The organism is Methylobacterium sp. DB0501 (genome assembly GCF_011043735.1).
Lineage (GTDB): Bacteria > Pseudomonadota > Alphaproteobacteria > Rhizobiales > Beijerinckiaceae > Methylobacterium > Methylobacterium alsaeris.
Genome location: NZ_JAAKGV010000027.1, coordinates 23,794 through 41,054 on the forward strand (window position 1 = coordinate 23,794; position 17,261 = coordinate 41,054).

13 protein-coding genes and 1 pseudogene are annotated in these 17,261 nt (G+C 70.5%); 9 read left to right on the forward strand and 5 right to left on the reverse strand.

All coding sequences use genetic code 11. The features are described from left to right. The first annotated feature begins 38 nt into the window (after window positions 1-38). On the forward strand, window positions 39-6,431 hold the full coding sequence (locus tag G4G93_RS36245) for an Ig-like domain-containing protein (protein ID WP_165090369.1): 6,393 nt from the start codon (window positions 39-41) through the stop codon (window positions 6,429-6,431). 127 nt (window positions 6,432-6,558) lie between these two features. Here G4G93_RS36245 and G4G93_RS30100 read toward each other — a convergent pair whose 3' ends face one another. Next, window positions 6,559-6,759, reverse strand: a complete 201-nt coding sequence (locus tag G4G93_RS30100) for a hypothetical protein (protein WP_165090372.1) — start codon at window positions 6,757-6,759, stop codon at window positions 6,559-6,561. A gap of 43 nt (window positions 6,760-6,802) precedes the next feature. Here G4G93_RS30100 and G4G93_RS30105 point away from each other — a divergent pair, with 43 nt between their 5' ends. Further along, the gene (locus tag G4G93_RS30105; RefSeq protein ID WP_165090374.1) at window positions 6,803-7,165 is read left to right on the forward strand and encodes a hypothetical protein; all 363 of its coding nucleotides are present in this window, start codon (window positions 6,803-6,805) and stop codon (window positions 7,163-7,165) included. 50 nt (window positions 7,166-7,215) lie between these two features. On the opposite strand, the pseudogene G4G93_RS30110 reads toward G4G93_RS30105, so the two are convergent. The 3 genes and pseudogenes from G4G93_RS30110 to G4G93_RS30120 all read right to left on the reverse strand — a co-directional run. After that, window positions 7,216-7,407, reverse strand: a pseudogene (locus tag G4G93_RS30110) (IS630 family transposase); the annotation flags it as partial. Next, window positions 7,386-7,811, reverse strand: coding sequence for an NAD(P)H-dependent flavin oxidoreductase (locus G4G93_RS36255; RefSeq protein WP_395414206.1), 426 nt, complete (start codon window positions 7,809-7,811; stop codon window positions 7,386-7,388). The pseudogene G4G93_RS30110 and the gene G4G93_RS36255, both read right to left, overlap by 22 nt. 28 nt (window positions 7,812-7,839) lie before the next feature. Beyond that, window positions 7,840-9,054: an ABC transporter substrate-binding protein gene (locus tag G4G93_RS30120; protein WP_165090379.1), complete on the reverse strand. Its 1,215-nt coding sequence runs from the start codon at window positions 9,052-9,054 to the stop codon at window positions 7,840-7,842. Between the two features lie 575 nt (window positions 9,055-9,629). Between G4G93_RS30120 and G4G93_RS30125 the strand changes: the two genes are divergently transcribed. Beyond that, a complete protein-coding gene (locus tag G4G93_RS30125; RefSeq protein ID WP_165090381.1) occupies window positions 9,630-9,977 on the forward strand; it encodes an AMP-binding enzyme in 348 nt (115 codons plus the stop codon). A 155-nt stretch (window positions 9,978-10,132) separates the two neighbouring features. Here the strand turns inward: G4G93_RS30125 and G4G93_RS30130 are convergent, their stop codons facing one another. Continuing rightward, window positions 10,133-10,753: a TetR/AcrR family transcriptional regulator gene (locus G4G93_RS30130; protein WP_246737116.1), complete on the reverse strand. Its 621-nt coding sequence runs from the start codon at window positions 10,751-10,753 to the stop codon at window positions 10,133-10,135. A 392-nt stretch (window positions 10,754-11,145) separates the two neighbouring features. Here G4G93_RS30130 and G4G93_RS30135 point away from each other — a divergent pair, with 392 nt between their 5' ends. Genes G4G93_RS30135 through G4G93_RS30160 form a run of 6 tightly spaced genes read left to right on the forward strand, consistent with a single transcriptional unit; the run spans window position 11,146 to window position 16,887 of the window. Continuing rightward, a complete protein-coding gene (locus tag G4G93_RS30135; RefSeq protein ID WP_165090384.1) occupies window positions 11,146-11,907 on the forward strand; it encodes an SDR family NAD(P)-dependent oxidoreductase in 762 nt (253 codons plus the stop codon). Continuing rightward, window positions 11,904-13,106, forward strand: coding sequence for an acyl-CoA dehydrogenase family protein (locus G4G93_RS30140; protein WP_165090386.1), 1,203 nt, complete (start codon window positions 11,904-11,906; stop codon window positions 13,104-13,106). The genes G4G93_RS30135 and G4G93_RS30140 overlap by 4 nt, the downstream gene beginning before the upstream one ends. Further along, window positions 13,103-14,155, forward strand: coding sequence for a phosphotransferase (locus G4G93_RS30145; protein WP_206290107.1), 1,053 nt, complete (start codon window positions 13,103-13,105; stop codon window positions 14,153-14,155). Before G4G93_RS30140 ends, G4G93_RS30145 begins: the two co-directional genes overlap by 4 nt. Then, window positions 14,152-14,940 (forward strand): enoyl-CoA hydratase/isomerase family protein, encoded by a 789-nt coding sequence (locus tag G4G93_RS30150; protein ID WP_165090392.1) that lies wholly within the window; start codon window positions 14,152-14,154, stop codon window positions 14,938-14,940. The genes G4G93_RS30145 and G4G93_RS30150 overlap by 4 nt, the downstream gene beginning before the upstream one ends. 4 nt (window positions 14,941-14,944) lie before the next feature. After that, a complete protein-coding gene (locus G4G93_RS30155) occupies window positions 14,945-16,105 on the forward strand; it encodes an acetyl-CoA C-acetyltransferase (RefSeq protein ID WP_165090394.1) in 1,161 nt (386 codons plus the stop codon). After that, window positions 16,105-16,887 (forward strand): enoyl-CoA hydratase-related protein, encoded by a 783-nt coding sequence (locus tag G4G93_RS30160; protein ID WP_165090397.1) that lies wholly within the window; start codon window positions 16,105-16,107, stop codon window positions 16,885-16,887. The genes G4G93_RS30155 and G4G93_RS30160 overlap by 1 nt, the downstream gene beginning before the upstream one ends. Window positions 16,888-17,261 lie beyond the last annotated feature (374 nt).

Genomic DNA, 17,261 nt, shown 5'->3' on the forward strand with positions numbered 1-17,261 from the left:
GGACATCCCCGCGAACACGAAACCCCGGAGAACCGCCCATGTCCGACAGCCTCACCCTCTACGGCCACCGCGGCGGCGGCGCGCCGTATGCCGATGCCACGGTCGCGAACTTCACCTGGGGCGTCAACTGGGGTGCCGACTTCGTCGAGCCGGACCTCTTCCTGACCAAGGACGGCGTTCTCGTGGCGAGCCACGACGACGCGCCGGGCGGCTTTGCCAACCTGACCTACGCCCAGGCGCTCGCCGCCGATCCGGCCTTGCTGACCCTCGGCCAGCTCCTCGACTTCGTCCGGGACGCCTCGATCGCCACCGGCCGCGACATCGGCCTCATTCCCGAACTGAAGGACCAGAGCGCCGCGGCGGCCGAGGCGCTGGTCCGGACCCTAGTCGCCCGCGACTTCTCCGATCCCGCCCGGGTGGTGATCCAGAGCTTCGGTTCCGCCAACCTGACGCTCCTGCACGACACGATCATGCCGCGCTACGGCGTCGACCTGCCGCTGCTCCGGCTCGTCACGTCGCTCTCCGGCTCCGCCGACACGCTGGCCGGGATCGCGGCTTACGCGGACATCATCGCGCCGCCCATCGGCTCCCTCACCGCCGCCAAGGTCGAGGCGGCGCATGCGGCGGGTCTCAAGGTCGCTGCCTGGACCATCGAGGGCGCGCAATCCGACCTCCAGGCGCTGATCCGGCTCGGGGTCGACGGCGTGTTCGAGGACAACACGCGCTTGGCCCGGAGCGGGCTCGGGGCGATCCAGGGCGCCAGCGTCGTCTACGGCACCCCCGGCTGGGACGTGGTGTCGGGGGCCGGCAACCTCCAGGTCTATGCCATGGATGGCGACGACATCGTGCGGGCCGGGGGCGGCGACGACACGGTCTACGGCGACGGCGGCAACGACCTGCTGTTCGGGGGCGAGGGCGACGACCGGCTCTTCGGCGGCGGGGGCTCCGATTTCCTGGCCGGCGACGCCGGCACCAACGTGCTCGTCGGGGGCGCCGGCAACGACGTGGTGGTGGCGACGGGGCAGGGGGACGAGATCCGGTTCCGCCCCGGCGACGGCATCGATCTCGCCGTCGTGACCGACACGACGACGATCCGGCTCGACAGCATCGTGGCGAGCGACCTGACCGTCACGGCGATGGACGGCGACCTGATCCTCCGCAGCACCGTCGACACGAGCGGCAATCCCAACCTCCCGCACGGCACCGACGCGCTGGTGATCCGGGGCGGGGCCGATTCCACCCATCGCCCCGCCGCGATCCGCTTCGCCGACGGGACGACGTGGAGCGGCACCGAGCTTGCCGCGAAGGCCGTGAGCGGGACCGACGCCGCGGTGGCGGCGGTCCTGCCCGGCCTCGCCTCGGTGCTGGCGCGGGCGCCGGCCCTGGCGCTGCCGTCGACGGTGGCCCTCGGCACCGACATGGCGGCCGGCAACACTCTCGGCAGCGGCATCCTCGCGCAGGACCTCGCCGGGATCGAGACCGGGGCGGCCTATCGGCTCGCCTTCTCCCTCGGCGAGGGCACGGGGCACGCCGGCGTCACCGTGCGGTGGGGCGGCGAGGTGGTGTATGCGGGCGCGCCGGACGGCCCGGCGGGCGAGGTCCGGGTCATCCTCCTCGGCGGGGCCGGCGACGGCTCGAACCGGCTGGTGTTCTCGGGCCACGATGCGACAGGGCAGGATCAGGGGACGTTCGACGCGGGCTTGAGCGCGGTGCGCGTCGTCAAGCTCGCCGATCCCGGCGTGCCGGTGCCGGACAACCACGCCCCCGTGGCGGAGGCACAAGAAATCGCCGTCAGCCGGGATTTCTCGTTCACCGGCCGCATCCGGGCCAGCGACGCGGACGGCGATTCCCTCGCTTATGGCCTCGGCGAAGGCCCGCGCCACGGCGCGGTCACGCTCAACCCCAACGGTATCTACACCTATCGGCCGGAGGCCGGCTTCACCGGCACGGACGGCTTCCGCGTCCTGGTCAATGACGGCCATGGCGGCGTCGCCGAGGCCACCGTCGGCCTTGACGTCAAGCCGGGGATCCAGCTCGGCACCGACCTCGTGGTCAACGGCAGCTTCGAGGACCTGTCCCAGTCCAGCGGCAATACCGGCACCGGCGACTGGGGCTACCGCAACCCCACCGGCACGCTCGCCGGCTGGAGCGAGGCCAACCGCACCCGCATCGAGCAGCATTGGGACACGGCGAACGGCGTGACCGCCCGGGACGGCCGCGTCTGGGTCGATCTGAACGGCTACAACACCAACACCGACATCGCCCAGGCCGTCGCCCATGTCGAGGCCGGCGCCACCTACCAGCTCAGCTTCGCACTCGCCGATGCCGATGCCACGCTCAAGGACGATGCGGTCGCGGTCTATTGGGGCGGCGAGCTGGTCTGGCAGGGCGCCCCGCCGCAGAGTGGCGGTGCCTGGCAACCCATCAGTGTCCGGGTGGTGGGCGGGGCCGGCGACGGCTCCGACACCCTGCGCTTCGCCGGCCGCCAACCCAACCCGGCCGTCACCACCTTCGGGGCGGCGCTCGACGACGTGCGCCTCGTCAAGATCGCCGAACCCGGCGCGGCCCCATCCGACAACCACGCGCCGGTCGCCAATGACGGCAGCGCCGAGGGCGTGGCCGGCACCGTCATCGTCGGCCGGTTGCAGGCGACCGACCCGGACGGCGACACGCCCCTGACCTTCGGCCTCGGTCGTGACGCCGCCCACGGCGACGTCGTGGTCGCGCGGGACGGCAGCTTCCGCTACGTGCCAACCGTGGGCTTCAGCGGCAGCGACGCCTTCACTTTCACGGTGAGCGACGGCCATGGCGGTACGGCGACCGCGACCCAGCGCCTGACGATCGACCGGCGCACCAACCTCCTGATCAACGGCAGCTTCGACGACGTGACCGGCGCCCTCGGGACCGGCGGCACCGGCCGGATCGCCGGATCGGCCGGCACGGTGACGGTCTCGGGCTGGGCCGACCTCGCCGGCCGCCCGATCGAGCTGCACGGCACCAAGGCGGCCTCGTCCGAGAACCGGATCGATCCGGCCGAGGGGTCTTACGCCGTCGATCTCAACAGTGGCGGCGCCAATGCCCAGCTCGCCCAGAGCGTCGCCGGGATCACTGCCGGCACGACCTACGCGCTGAGCGTCTCGGTCGCCAACACCGCGACCACCGCCAGCGACCCGCTCACCATCTCCTGGGGTGGCCAGACCGTCTGGACCGGCACGCCGCCGAACATCCTCAACAGCGCCTACCCGACCAAGCCGGTCTGGCAGACGATCACCCTCGACCTGGTCGGCGGGGCCGGCGACGGCACGAACCAGCTCGTGATCCAGGGCGCGCAGACCGGGACCGCGCTGACCGGCGGCCAGGGCGCGGCGATCGACGCGATCTCGCTGGTGGCGATCGAGGCCCACCCGAACCTGATCCGCAACGGCAGCTTCGACGACCTGACCGGCGCCAACAACCCGGGCAGCTGGGGCTACCGCAACGACAGCGGGGCCAGCCCGGGCAGCATCGCCGGCTGGACCGACCTCAGCCGATACAAGCGGATCGAGGTTCACGGGCCGCGCGCCCTCGACAGCGCGAACAATCCCGTCGATGCCCTCGACGGCAACTACTACGTCGACCTCGTCGGCGGCACCACCGGCAGCAACATCCGCCTCGCCCAGACCGTCGCGGGGGTGCAGGCGGGCCAGACCTACGACCTGACCTTCTCGATCGCCGATGGCGATCCCGGGCGCAGCGACGACGGCGTCACCGTGTTCTGGGGCGGGGCGCTCGTCTACAGCACCTCCCCGGGCTTCGATCCAGGCACCGGCACGATCAGGGCGGGCGCGAGCGCGGGCCAGCCGGCGCCCGCCGCCGGACAGACCTGGCAGACGGTCACCGTGCAGGTCGTGGGCGGCGCGACCGCCTCCGGCGGCACCGCCAACCAGCTCGTCTTCCAGAGCACCGGCAACGCGGCCTCCGGCGACCTCAACGGCGTCGAACTCGACGCGGTGTCCCTGCGGCTGCGCAACACCGCGCCGGTCGTCACCTCTGGCCTGCAGGCCGGCACGGTGACCGAATGGGCGGACGGCAGCGCCGCGCCGCACGTGGTGAGCGGCGCCGTGACCGTCGCGGATCCCGATGCGGGCGATATCCTGGTGGCGCGGGCCACCCCGCGCGGGGCCGATTATCTCGGTGCCTTCACGCTCGACGACGGCGCCCTCGCGGGTGGGACGATCGGCTGGACCTTCTCGGTCGAGGACGGCGCGATCGACGGCCTCGCCGCCGGGCAGGTCCTGGTCCAGACCTACGACATCGCGATCGATGACCGCCATGGCGGAACGGCGACGCAGCCGGTGACCGTGACCCTCACCGGGACCAACGACGCCCCGGCCGTCACCGTCCGGGACGGGGACAGCGCCGGCCCGGCGGACCCGCTCGTCGAGGCCGATGACGGGCTCTCGGCGTCCGGCACCCTGACGGTGACCGATCCCGACCTCGCCGACCCGGTGACGGCCGCCGTCTCGGGCGTGATCGCGACCGGGCCGCGGGGCGGCCTCACCGACGCGGAACTCCTGGGATACCTCTCGGTGACCCCGGGCACCGTCATCGACGACGCCCACACCACCGGCCCGCTGGACTGGCGCTTCGATTCCGGGCTCCAGGCCTTTGACTTCCTCGCCGACGGGGAAGAACTCGACCTGTCCTACCGAATCACCCCGGATGACGGTCACGCCCCGACGGGGACCGGCGACGGCACGGTGACGATCCGGATCATCGGCAGCAACGACGCGCCGGTGCTGGCCGCCGATGCGGGTGGCCACGCGATGACCGAAATCGCCGGCAGCACCGAAGGGGACGCCATCCTGAGAGCGGCGGCGAGCCTCGCCTTCACGGATGCCGACCTGAGCGACGCGCACATGGCCGGCGTCGCGCTGACCGGGGTGGCGTGGTCGGGCGGCGACCTCCCTGCCGGCCTGAGGGCGGCCCTCGCAGATGCCGTGACGGCGCGCTTGACCGAGGGGAGCGGCCGCGTCGCGATCGACTTCGCCCTCGCCGATCGTCTCGCCGACGGCCTTGGCGCCGGCGAGACCCTAACGGCAACTTATGCGGCGAGCGTCACAGACGATGCCGGCGCGGTCGCGACGCAGCCGGTCGCCTTCACCGTCACCGGCACCAACGACGCCCCGGTGGTCGATCAGGCGCGCTCGCTGATCGCCGGGGTGGTGACAGAGCAGAGGGGCCGGACCGGCAGCAGCGTCCTCAATGGTACGGCTGGCCGGATCGTCTTCGAGGACGCCGATCTCGGCGACCGGCCCACCGCCGCGATCACCGGACAGACCCTCGCCTACGCGGATGCGGCGGGGGCGGGCCGGGAGCTGACGGCCGCCCAGGCGGCGGCCATTACCTCGGCCTTCAGCCTCGTCACCGGATCCGCGGAGCAGCAGGCCGGCGCGGTCGACTGGCGCTTCGGCCTGCCCGACGAGGCGATCGACGGCCTTGGCGCCGGCGAGCGGGTCACCCTGGTTTCGACGATCGGCATCGACGATCACCACGGTGGGCGGGCCAGCCAAGCCGTGACGGTGACGCTGATCGGCCAGAACGACGCGCCCACGGCGCAAGGGGACATCGCCGGGTTGAGGTCCCTCGGCCGTCTCGTGATCGGTGCGGACAGGGGCGTGCTCGCCAACGACTGGGACGTGGATGCCCACGATACCTTGTCGGTCACGACGGTCCGCGGCGCCCGCGGCGCGGCCGCGCTCGCCCCCGGTCGGGCGGCGACGATCGCCGGTGCCTATGGCACGCTGACCCTGCGCCCGGACGGCAGCTACGCCTACGAGGCCGGTTTGCGCGGTCTTCTCGCCCAGATCGTACCGCCCGGCCTCGTGCCGCTCGACAGCTTCACCTACACGGCCGATGACGGCCATGGTGGCTCCACCACCGGGTCCCTGACCATCGCGACCGCCGCCCCGGGCCAGGCCGTCGTCATGGGTACGGACGGCGATGACACCCTCGCGGCGACATCCGTCGCGGCGGGGCCCGGTCCGGTCGCGCGCCGGCCGGCAGGACCCGGGCCGTCCTCGCCTGGGCACCCGTTCGGGTTCGACACGGCTACGATGCTGATCGCCGGCAACGGCGACGACCGGCTGATCGGCAGCCGGGCCGACGACGTGCTGATCGCCGGCGCTGGCACCGACATCCTGACTGGCGGGGCGGGGGCCGACACGTTCGTGCTCGCGCCGGGGTTCGGCCGGGCGACCGTGACGGACTTCAGGCCGCGCATTGACGCGGTCCAGTTCGACCATGCCACCTTCGCGAGCTTCGCCGAGGTGAGGGCGCACGCCGCTCAGGTCGGGGCGGACGTGGTCATCACGGCCGGCCTCGACCACACGGTGACGCTGCAGAGCACGACGTTGAGGACCCTGTCGGCCGGCGACTTCCACTTCGCCTGATCGGCGGCGCCCGGGGCAGCGTCGGGGCGCTGCCCGCAGGGTCGGGGCCGGATGCCACGCCTCGCCATGGAGGCCAAGGTACGGGGACGTGTCGGATCCTGCTCCCGGTTTCACACAGACTGGTCGATCAGAGTTCCAGCGTCGTTCGAGAACTCGCCTTGTCCGACATCGCTATGATCCAGGCATGATCATGCCTGGGATTATGGATGATGCCGATCCGGATCTTGGCCCGCCGCGCCGTCAACTCGATGTCTTCTCTATAGAAGCCCGTGCTCTTCGCCCGCGCTGCGGCCTCGGCCGCATCCCGCGACTCGTAGCGCTCGCCCAACCCTGAGGCGGCCTTCTGTGGTAGGTCTTTCATCGACGAGAAGATGGGGGCGCTGGCCGCAATGCGTCATTTTCAGACCTTCGATGATCGCCGTCGGAAGACCCGCTCGACTCCCGACGACCTGCTGATCGTCGGCAACCAGCCGTCCGGATCCCTGGGGCTCACCTTCGCCAGCCGGGCCGCCCGGATCGTCGATCGCCCCATCGTGGTCTTGCTGTCGGCCGCGGACGCGGTGAGGCCGGAAGTACTCTCGGCGATCCCCATCGTGGATGTCGCGCACCGGCCATGGCACTCGCCTGCACTCGCGCTCATGCTGCGGCGGCACCTGGGTTCGGACCCACGAAGTTCCACCCGGCACGGGAGAGCCGGGAATCGAGCGGCAACGCCATCGCAGAGCCTCCACTGAACGGTCGGGACGGGGCGCGGGGGGATCTCGGGTCTTCGAGCGTCGCTCGATCAGGCGGAAACGCGGCGGTCATCCTGGTACCCGGCAGCCTTGAGGTCGTTGCGGCACTCCTGGAGCGTGAAGGCGGCGAAAGCCGGCCGGATCGCAGCATGCAGGTCTTCGACCTTGCGCGCCGCCGCGGTGTGCAGCAGCGTCTTGAGCCTGGCGAAGGCCTGCTCGATCAGGTTGAACTCCGGGCGGTAGGGCTCCCGGGGGTCTCGACGGCCCTGACGCCGCACTCGATGATCGCCCGCCGGTCGTCCGCACAGGGCGGTGGCGAAACTGACGGAAGGATCGTCAGGTTCACGCCGAGCGGCTTGCCGGTCATCTCCCGGCGGCGAGCGATCTCGTGCCGGAGGGCATCCGGTGTCGGCTGGGTCAGGGCCGTCAGGATGCCGAGCCCCCCTGCGTTGGAGACGGCCGACGCCATCTCGGCCGTGCCGATCCACATCATGCCGTCCTGGACGATCGGATGTTGGATGCCGAGGAGTGCCGTGATGCGTGTCCGCAAGGCCCTTCGAGGCCGAACGGCGTGGCCGGGCGCCTCTGCCGCGCCGCAAGGCCGTGCTCTCGTCGATGAGCCGGTATTCAACCGGCTCATCGTCATTGACTGTACAGCATAAGTACAAACCGCATCAGGCGAGTTTGCAGGCACTGCCCTCCAGCGACCGGAACGCCTCGCTGCCCGGCACGGTCGCGACAAGGGTGTACTGGTCCCAGTCGCCGGTCGACTCGGAGGGCCGCTTGACCTTGGCCAGGTACATGTCGTGCTGCATCAGTCCGTCCTTCCGCACCCGGCCGTTCCGGACGTAGAAGTCGTCGACCGGCAGCGCCCGCATCGTCTCCATGACGCGGTCCGCGTCCCGGGTGCCGGCAGCCTGCACAGCCTTCAGGTAGTGGGTCGTCTGGCTGTAGGCCGAGGCCTGCAGCATGGTCGGCATCCGTCCGACCAGCGCGCGGAAGCGCTGCGACCAGGCGCGGGATTCCGGCGTCCGGTCCCAGTAGAAGGCGGTGGCGAGGAGCGTTCCTTGCGCGATCGGCAGCCCTATGCTGCGCACGTCGGTGTCCATCAGCACCATCGCGGCGACGCGCTGGCCGGCCCCTTGAAGCCCGAATTCCGTCGCCTGCTTGATGCAGTTGACCGCGTCGGCGCCGCCATTGGCGAGCGTCACCACCTTCGCCCCCGAGGCCTGCGCCTGGAGCAGGTAGGAGGAGAAGTCCGGCGTGCCGAGGGGCGCGCGGACGGTTCCCAGCACCTTCGCGCCGGCGGCCTGCACCACCTGGGACATGTCGTTCACCAGCGCGGCCCCGAAGCCGTAATCGGCCGCGATGAAGAACCAGCTGTCGCCGCCGTCCCGGACGATCGCCGGACCGATGGTCTTCGCCATCGCATGCGAATCATAGGTCCATTGCGTGGTGTATGGCGAGCAGAACTTACCGGTGATGTCGGACGAGCCGGGGCTGGTCGCCAGCACGATCTTCTTGCGCTCGGCGGAGAGCTGCATGATCGCCAGCGCGATGGCGGTCGAGGGCAGGTCGATGATCGCGTCGACGCCCTCCTGGTCGTACCAGCGCCGGGCGATGGCCGAGGACACGTCCGGCTTGAGCTGGCAATCTGCGGAGACGAGCTTCGCCTTCTGGCCGAGGCAGGGGCCGAAATCGTCGATCGCCATCTGCACCGACTTCACCAGCGCCGGGCCGCTGATGTCGGCATAGGCCGAGGACAGGTCGCTGAGCGCACCGATGGTGACCGGGCCGGTGGCAGCGTTCGCGCCGCGGCCTGACAGGCCGACCAGGGCTGGCGCAGCGAGTCCTCCCAGAATCGTCCGTCGGGTGAGAGAGCCGTTCATCGTCGTTTCCTCCTCCGGAGGCCCGGACAGTTCCGTCCGGTGCCTCAGTCCCTGATTAGGGCCGCTTGGAGCTGCTCGCGGGCCTCTGCCGGGCCCAGCAAGCCGCACCTGCGAACCCGGCTGGACGGTGACCCGGGCCTCGTCGTCCTTCCGACCGCGCGATCCATCTCGCGACCGACGGCGAGGCCGTTTCTGGCTTGCCCCAGAGATCCGGACTCCGTCTCGTTGACGTTATCTTACTTGCCAGTATAGATCATACCTAGACGCAGCCGCAAGCTTCGCGTCAGGCGACGGCGGGGACGCAAGAGCACAATGCAGGCATCCGGCGCCTGCAGTGGATCCGGGCGGCGCTTCATGCGTCGCGCAGGGGCGATGCCCAAGGTGAGCCGGCGAAGCGGCCGCCCGACGAAGAAGCCCGACGGCCTACGCCACGAGGAGGAACACGATGCAGGGGATCGACGGCAGAGAGCCGGATCCGGGCACGAGGACACGCCGCAACACCATCTCGGACGCCTTCGCCCGGACGGCACGGCGCCACGGTCCGCGACTGGTTCCACTCGGGCGATGTCGGAGTGATGGACGAGGCGGGCTACATCACGGTCGTCGACCGGATGAAGGACGTCATCAAGACGGGCGGCACCATCGTGGCGAGCCGCGAGGTCGAGGAGGCGCTGTTCACCCACCCGGCGGTGTCGGAGGTGGCGGTGATCGGCTTGCCCGATCCGAAATGGATCGAGGCGGTGACGGCAGTGGTGGTGCTGCGTCCCGACCATGCCGCCGACGAGGCGACCCTGATCGCCCATGCCCGTGGTCAGCTCGCGCCGTTCAAGCTGCCCAAGCGGATCATCTTCCGCACCGATCTGCCCCGCAACACGGCCGGCAAGCTTCTCAAGCGCGAGTTGCGGTCCGAATACGCGGGCTGATGCAGGAACTCAGAGGCTGTTTGACCTGATCGACCGTATTCAGACCCGCCGTCATTCCGGGCGCCGCTGCGCGGCCCCGGAATGACGGCGGGTGTCAATGCTATGGAATGCAATCAAAAATGCTCCGAGCGCCGTAGGGGCAATCAAGCAGGCTCTCACTCCCTCGGCGCCAGCCCCAGGGTCAGGAAGTCGACCATCTCGGACGCCACCTCGGCCGGCCCTCGCGCCCCTTGCGGATCGTACCAGCGTGCGGGCCAGTTCAAGGCCCCGGCGAGGGTGAAGGCGGCGATCCACGGATCGCCCCGGGCAATCGAGCCGTCCTCCATCCCCTCGGCGATCAGGTCGCGCATCGCCTGGTCGATCCGCTTCTTGAGGGCCCTGAAGGAGCGCGCGCTCTCCGGCGACAAGGCCTCGTCCCCGGTGCGGATCACGCAGCGTCCGAAATCCCCCATGTTGATCTCGGCATAGCGGCGCAGGAACGCCCGCAGGCGCTCGAGCCCGGTCCCGGTCACCGCGCGCGATTCCTCGACCGCCTCGAGCAGTTGCTCGAGGCCGAAGGTCACGCATTCGAGCAGGATCTGATCCTTGTTGCCGAGGTAGTGATAGATCGTCGGCTTCGTGATCCCGAGGCTCGTCGCGACGTCGTCGAGCGAGGTCGCGTGAAAGCCGCGCTCGTTGAACATCCGCACGGCTGCCAGGAGTACGGCCTGCCGCTTGGCCTCGCGCTCGTGGAGCCGTGCGGTCGCGCTCTTGAAGGGAGAGGATGAGTTCGCCAACGCCCGCCGTTCCCGAAAAATTCCTGCACCCCCAGTGGACACGGATGGGGACCGAGTGCAATATACCAGCGAGAATATAATATTCGAAAGGGTAGGAAGCAGCGCCGTTGCGCTCGCCTGGGACGGGCGGAGTCATGCGATTCCATGCGCCTGTCGATGAACGGGTCGCCTGCGACCATCCCGCCCTGGCCGCCGGCTTGGGCTGCCTCGCGTGATCGGGATGGGCCGAGGTCGATCGACAGCGTTAGCAACGTCGTCGTCCAGATACATGCCGGCAAATCTCAATTCAATGTCAGTCGTGCGGAGATGATCCACACAGTACTGCTCGAATTTCGAACGGCGATGCGTCGAGGTTGCCTCAACGACGAGATTATACCATAGGGGAGTTTTCCATGAAGATCCGGGATGTCGGTGCTGTCGTGACGGGGGGCGCGTCGGGGCTCGGAGGCGCAACGGCCGCACGCCTCGCCGCGGCGGGTGCGAAGGTGACGATCATCGACCGCAACGCCGAACTGGGCTTGCGGCACGCCGAGGCCATCGGGGGCCACTTCGTCGCTGCCGATGTGACCGACGAGCAGGCGATCGCCGCCGCCCTCGACGAGGCGGAAGGCCTGCACGGCAAGGCTCGCATCCTCGTCAACTGCGCCGGGATCGGCCCGCCGGCCAAGGTCATCGGCCGCGAAGGGAACGTGCTTCCTCTCGCCGATTTCCGCCGCATCGTCGACATCAACCTGATCGGCAGCTTCAACACCCTGTCGCAATTCGCCGGCCGGCTTCACCGGGCGGAGCCGCTTGGTGAGGAGCGCGGCGTCATCATCAACACCGCGAGCGTCGCCGCCTTCGACGGACAGATCGGGCAGGCCGCCTACGCCGCCTCGAAGAGCGCCATCGTCGGCATGGCCCTGCCGCTCGCCCGCGAATTCGCCCGCTACGGGATCCGCGTGATGACGATCGCCCCGGGCATCTTCCTGACGCCGCTGCTCGCGACCCTTCCCGAGGAGGTCCAGGTCTCCCTCGGTCAGCAGGTGCCGTTCCCGAGCCGTCTCGGGCAGCCGGACGAGTTCGCGCAGCTCGTCGAGGGCATCGTCACCAACCCGATGCTGAACGGCGAGGTGATCCGCCTCGACGGCGCCATCCGGATGACCGCGAAATGAGCGCCCTTCCTTCGCCCGCCGACAAGGCCGCCGGCCTCTCGTCAGAGGCCGCGGACATCGCCGACCGGGTCGAGCGCTTCGTGCGCGACGTCGTGGCGCCCTACGAGAAGGATGCCCGGCGCGACCATCACGATTGCCCGACCGACGACCTCGTCGCCGAGCTGCGGACCAAGGCCCGGGAGGCCGGCATCCTGACCCCGCATATCCGGTCGGACGGCCGCTTCCTCAACCACCGCGAGACGGCCGCCGTGCTGATCCGCACCGGCCTCTCGCCGCTCGGACCGCTCGCCTGCAACACCGCGGCGCCCGACGAGGGCAACATGTTCCTCCTCGACAAGGTGGGCAGCCCGGACATCCGCGAGCGCTTCCTCAAGCCCCTGGTCGAGGGGCGCAGCCGCTCGGCCTTCTTCATGACCGAGCCGGCAGCGGAGGGTGGCGCCGGTTCGGATCCCTCGATGATGATCACCACCTGTCGGCCCGACGGCAACCATTGGGTGATCGACGGCCGCAAGGCCTTCATCACTGGGGCGGCCGGGGCGGCGATCGGCATCGTGATGGCGAAGGCGGCCGAGGGCGCCTGCCTGTTCCTGGTCGACCTGCCCGATCCCGCGATCCGGATCGAGCGGGTGCCCAACACCCTCGACAGCTCGATGCCGGGCGGCCACGCCGTCGTGACGATCGAGGGCCTGCGGGTGCCCGCCGACCAGATGCTCGGCCGGCCCGGGGAGGGCTTCAAGTACGCGCAGGTCCGCCTCGCTTCGGCGCGGCTGACGCATTGCATGCGCTGGCTCGGCGCCTGTCGGCGCGCCAACGAGATCGCCACCGACTACGCCAACCGGCGCCACGCCTTCGGCAAGCCGCTGATCGAGCACGAGGGCGTCGGCTTCATGCTGGCCGAGAACCTCATCGACCTGAAACAGGCCGAGCTGATGATCGACTGGTGCGCCGACGTTCTGGATGGCGGAGCGCCCGGCATCGCCGAGAGCTCGATGGCCAAGGTCGCGGTCAGCGAGGGGCTGATGCGCATCGCCGATCGCTGCGTGCAGGTGATGGGCGGCAGCGGCGTGACCCAGGACACCATCGTCGAGCAGGTGTTTCGCGAGGTGCGGGCCTTCCGGATCTACGACGGGCCGACCGAGGTGCACAAATGGTCGCTCGCCAAGAAGATCCGCCGCGACTGGAAGGAGGCCCAGGCGTGAGCGCGCTCCCCGACACGGCAGCGGCCAGGGATGCGTTCGCGGTCGAGGCGGCCCCCCTCGCCGGCTGGATGGCGCACCATGTCGAGGGTTTCCGGGGCCCGCTCGCCGTCACCCGGTTCAGCGGCGGGCAGTCGAACCCGACCTACCGGCTGCGGACACCGTTCCGCGACTACGTCCTGCGCCGCAAGCCGCCCGGCCCGCTGGTGCCGGGCGCCCACGCCATCGAGCGCGAGGTCAAGGTCCAGGCGGCTTTGGGGCGGGCGGGCTTCCCCGTCGCCCGCATCCATGGGCTGTGCGAGGACCCGTCCGTCATCGGCAGCGCCTTCTACGTCATGGAGCATGTCGAAGGCCGCATCGTCTGGGACGCTACGTTCCCGGACGTGCCGCGGCAGGACCGTCCAGCCCATTTCCTGGCGATGACCCGGACGCTCGCGGCCCTGCACCGCCTCGATCCCGCCGCGCTCGGCCTGTCGGATTACGGGCGGCCCGGGAACTACGTCGCTCGCCAGATCGAGCGCTGGTCGCGCCAGTACCGGGAGGACGCGGTCGCCGGCCGCGATCCCCGGATGGACCGCCTCGTCGAGGAATTGCCGCGCCTCGTCCCGCCGGGGGACGAGGCGGCCCTGGTCCATGGGGATTTCCGCTGCGACAACATGATCTTCCATCCGGCTGAGCCGCGTGTGCTCGCGGTGCTGGACTGGGAGCTGTCGACGCTCGGGCATCCGCTGGCGGATTTCGCCTATCACGCCATGATGTACCGGATACCGCCGCGGATCGTGGCCGGGCTCGACGGAGCGGATCTCGCGGCGCTGAACATTCCGGACGAGGGGGGCTGCATCGCGGCGTATTGCGAGGCCACCGGCCGGAGCGGCATCCCGCATTGGGACTTCTACGTCGCCTTCAACATCTTTCGCCTCGCGGCAATCTTCCACGGCATCAAGGGACGGGTGCTGCGCGGGACCGCCGCCTCGCCGCAAGCGCGGGAGCGTGCCGAGAGCTTCCCCCACCTCGTTGCCCTGGCGATCGACGCCCTGGAGAGAGCCGCATGAGCGACCCCGTTCACCTCGCGATCGAGGGCGCGGTCGCGACCCTCACGCTCGACCGGCCGGGCGCCGGCAACACCATCGACCTTCCTCTCGCGCGCGGCCTCCTGGCGGCGGCGATAAGCTGCGACCAGGACCCGGCGATCCGCTGCGTCGTCCTCACTGGCGCCGGGCGGCTGTTCTGCGGCGGCGGTGACCTCGGCGCCCTAACGGAAGCGGGCGAGGCCCTGCCGGGCTTTCTCAGCGAGCTCGCCGGCACCCTGCACATGGCGGTCTCGCGGCTGATGCGGATGGAGAAGCCCCTGCTGGTCCTGGTCAACGGGCCGGCGGCCGGGGCGGGAATGAGCCTCGCCCTCGCGGGCGACGTCGTGCTGGCGGCACGCTCCGCCCATTTCACCGCCGCCTATGGCGGCGTGGGCCTGAGCCCGGATGGCGGCATGTCGTGGCTGCTGCCCCGCCTCGTGGGCCTGCGCCGGGCGCAGGAGATCATCCTGACCAACCGGCGCGTCGGGGCCGAGGAGGCCGAGCGGATCGGCCTCGTCACCCGCACCGTCGACGACGCGGCCCTGGCGGGCGAGGGCGCGGAACTCGCCGCCCGGCTGGCAGCCTCCGCGACGCGCGCCCTCGGCCTCGCCCGCGGCCTCCTCGCCGACAGCCTCGGTGCCGGCCTGGAGACGCAACTCGAGCGCGAGGCCCGCAGCATCGCGGAGGCCGGCCGGTCGCCCGACGGCCGCGAGGGCATCCAGGCCTTCCTCGCGCGGCGCAAACCCGACTTCACCGGAAGGATATGAGCATATGGCCGAGGCTTACATCGTCGAGGCGGTTCGCACCGCCGGAGGCCGGCGCAACGGCAAGCTCGCCGGCTGGCACCCGGCCGATCTGGGCGGCGCTGTCCTCGACGCGGTGGTGGCGCGGACCGGGATCGATCCGGCGGCGATCGAGGACGTGATCCTCGGCTGCGTGACGCAAGGAGGCGAGCAGGGCTTCGCCTTCGCCCGCAACGCCGTCCTCGCCTCGTCCCTGCCCGAGACGGTGCCGGCGGTGACGATCGACCGGCAATGTGGCAGCTCGCAGCAGGCGGTGCAGTTCGCCGCCCAGGCCGTGATGTCGGGCACCCAGGACGTGGTGATCGCGGCGGGCGCCGAGAGCATGTCGCGAGTGCCGATGTTCTCCAACATCGCACTGCACGAGAAGGCCGGGATCGGCACCGGCCCGGTGAGCGGCCGCATCCGCGAGCGCTACGGCGTCGAGGCGTTCAGCCAGTTCTCCGGCGCCGAGGCGCTGGCCCGCAAATACGGGCTCACGCGCGACACGCTCGACCGCTTCGCGCTCGAGAGCCACCGCCGGGCGGCGGCGGCCACCGCGGCCGGGGCGTTCGAGCGCGAGATCGTGCCGCTCGCCATTCCGGACGGCCTGCACCGGACCGACGAGGGCATCCGCGTCGACGCGACCCTGGAGGGTATCGCTTCGGTCAAGCTTCTCCAGGAGGGTGGCGTGATCTCGGCGGCGAATGCCAGCCAGGTCTGCGACGGCGCCTCGGCGGCCCTCGTCGTGAGCGAAGCGGCGCTGAAGCGTCACGGCCTGACGCCGCTGGCGCGGATCGTCACCATGGCGGTGACCGCGGGCGATCCGGTCATCATGTTGGAGGAGCCGATCACCGCGACCCGGCGCGCCCTCGACAAGGCCGGGATGCGCATCGGGGACATCGACCTCTACGAGGTCAACGAGGCCTTCGCCTCGGTGCCGCTCGCCTGGCTCAAGGCGCTCGACGCCGATCCCGACCGGCTCAACGTGAATGGCGGGGCGATCGCGCTCGGCCATCCGCTGGGGGCGTCGGGCACCAAGCTCCTGGCGACGCTGGTTCATGCGCTCAAGGCCCGCGGTCTGCGCTACGGCCTCCAGACCATGTGCGAGGGCGGCGGCATCGCCAACGTCACCATCGTGGAGGCCCTGTGATGCCGGCCGGCTCCTACGAGTTCGTCACGGTCACCCGCGAGGACCGGGTGACGGTGCTGACCATCAACCGGCCTGCCGCCTACAACGCCCTGAACGCCGCGGCGCACGAGGAGATGGCGGCGGCCTTCGACGCCTTCGCGGCCGACGACGAGCAGTGGGTTGCGATCGTCACCGGCGCCGGCAAGGCGTTCTGCGCCGGGCAAGACCTGAAGCAGCAGGCGGCGGGCGGCGGCCTCGTCACGCCGCGCTCGGGTTTCGGCGGCCTGACCGGGCGGCTCGACCTGACGAAGCCGGTTATCGCCGCGGTCAACGGCGTTGCCATGGGGGGCGGCTTCGAGCTGGCGCTTGCCTGCGACATCATCGTGGCCTCGTCGGCGGCGTCCTTCGCGCTCCCTGAGCCGAAGGTCGGCCTCGCGGCGCTCGCCGGCGGGATGCAGCGCCTGCCCCGTGCCATCGGTCTCAAGCGGGCGATGGGCCTGATGCTGACCGGCCGACGGGTCTCGGCGCAGGCAGGCTTCGATCTCGGCTTCGTCAACGAGGTGGTCGAGGGCGATCCGCTGCCGGCGGCCCGCGCCTGGGCGGCCGAGATCCTGGCGTGCAGCCCGATGTCGGTCCGGGCGACGAAGGAGGCCGTGCTGCGGGGCTTGGAGGGTTCGCTCGAACAGGCTCTGGCGGAGCAGTGGCACTATCCGGCGATGCGGGAGATGCTGGAATCAGAGGATGCGGTCGAGGGGCCGGCGGCCTTTGCGGCGAAGCGCCCGCCGGTGTGGGCAGGGCGGTGAGGCGGTGAGGCGGATCGATGCCATGGCTCCCAGGCAGGCATAGACCTCGGTGGGCGGCCCGGCGGCAACGACGCCCTCCGGGTCATTCCGGGCCCGCGCCGCGGAGCCCGGAACAGTAGATCATTCAGTATCAAGCGGGAAGCGTCCCGCTTCATTCGTCTCGACCTGCGCGTGGATTTCCGGGTTCCGCTCCGTGGCCCCGTCGATCTCGGGCTTGCCCGAGATCGAACCGATGCGTCAGCATCTTGGGCCGTTGGTATGACCCGAAGGGATTCAATACTGTCGATCAGATCAGGTCGCTTTCGAAGTTTGTCGCCTGACATGGCAACATCGACATGGTTTCCAACGTCACACACCGTGCAACGTCCCGCAGA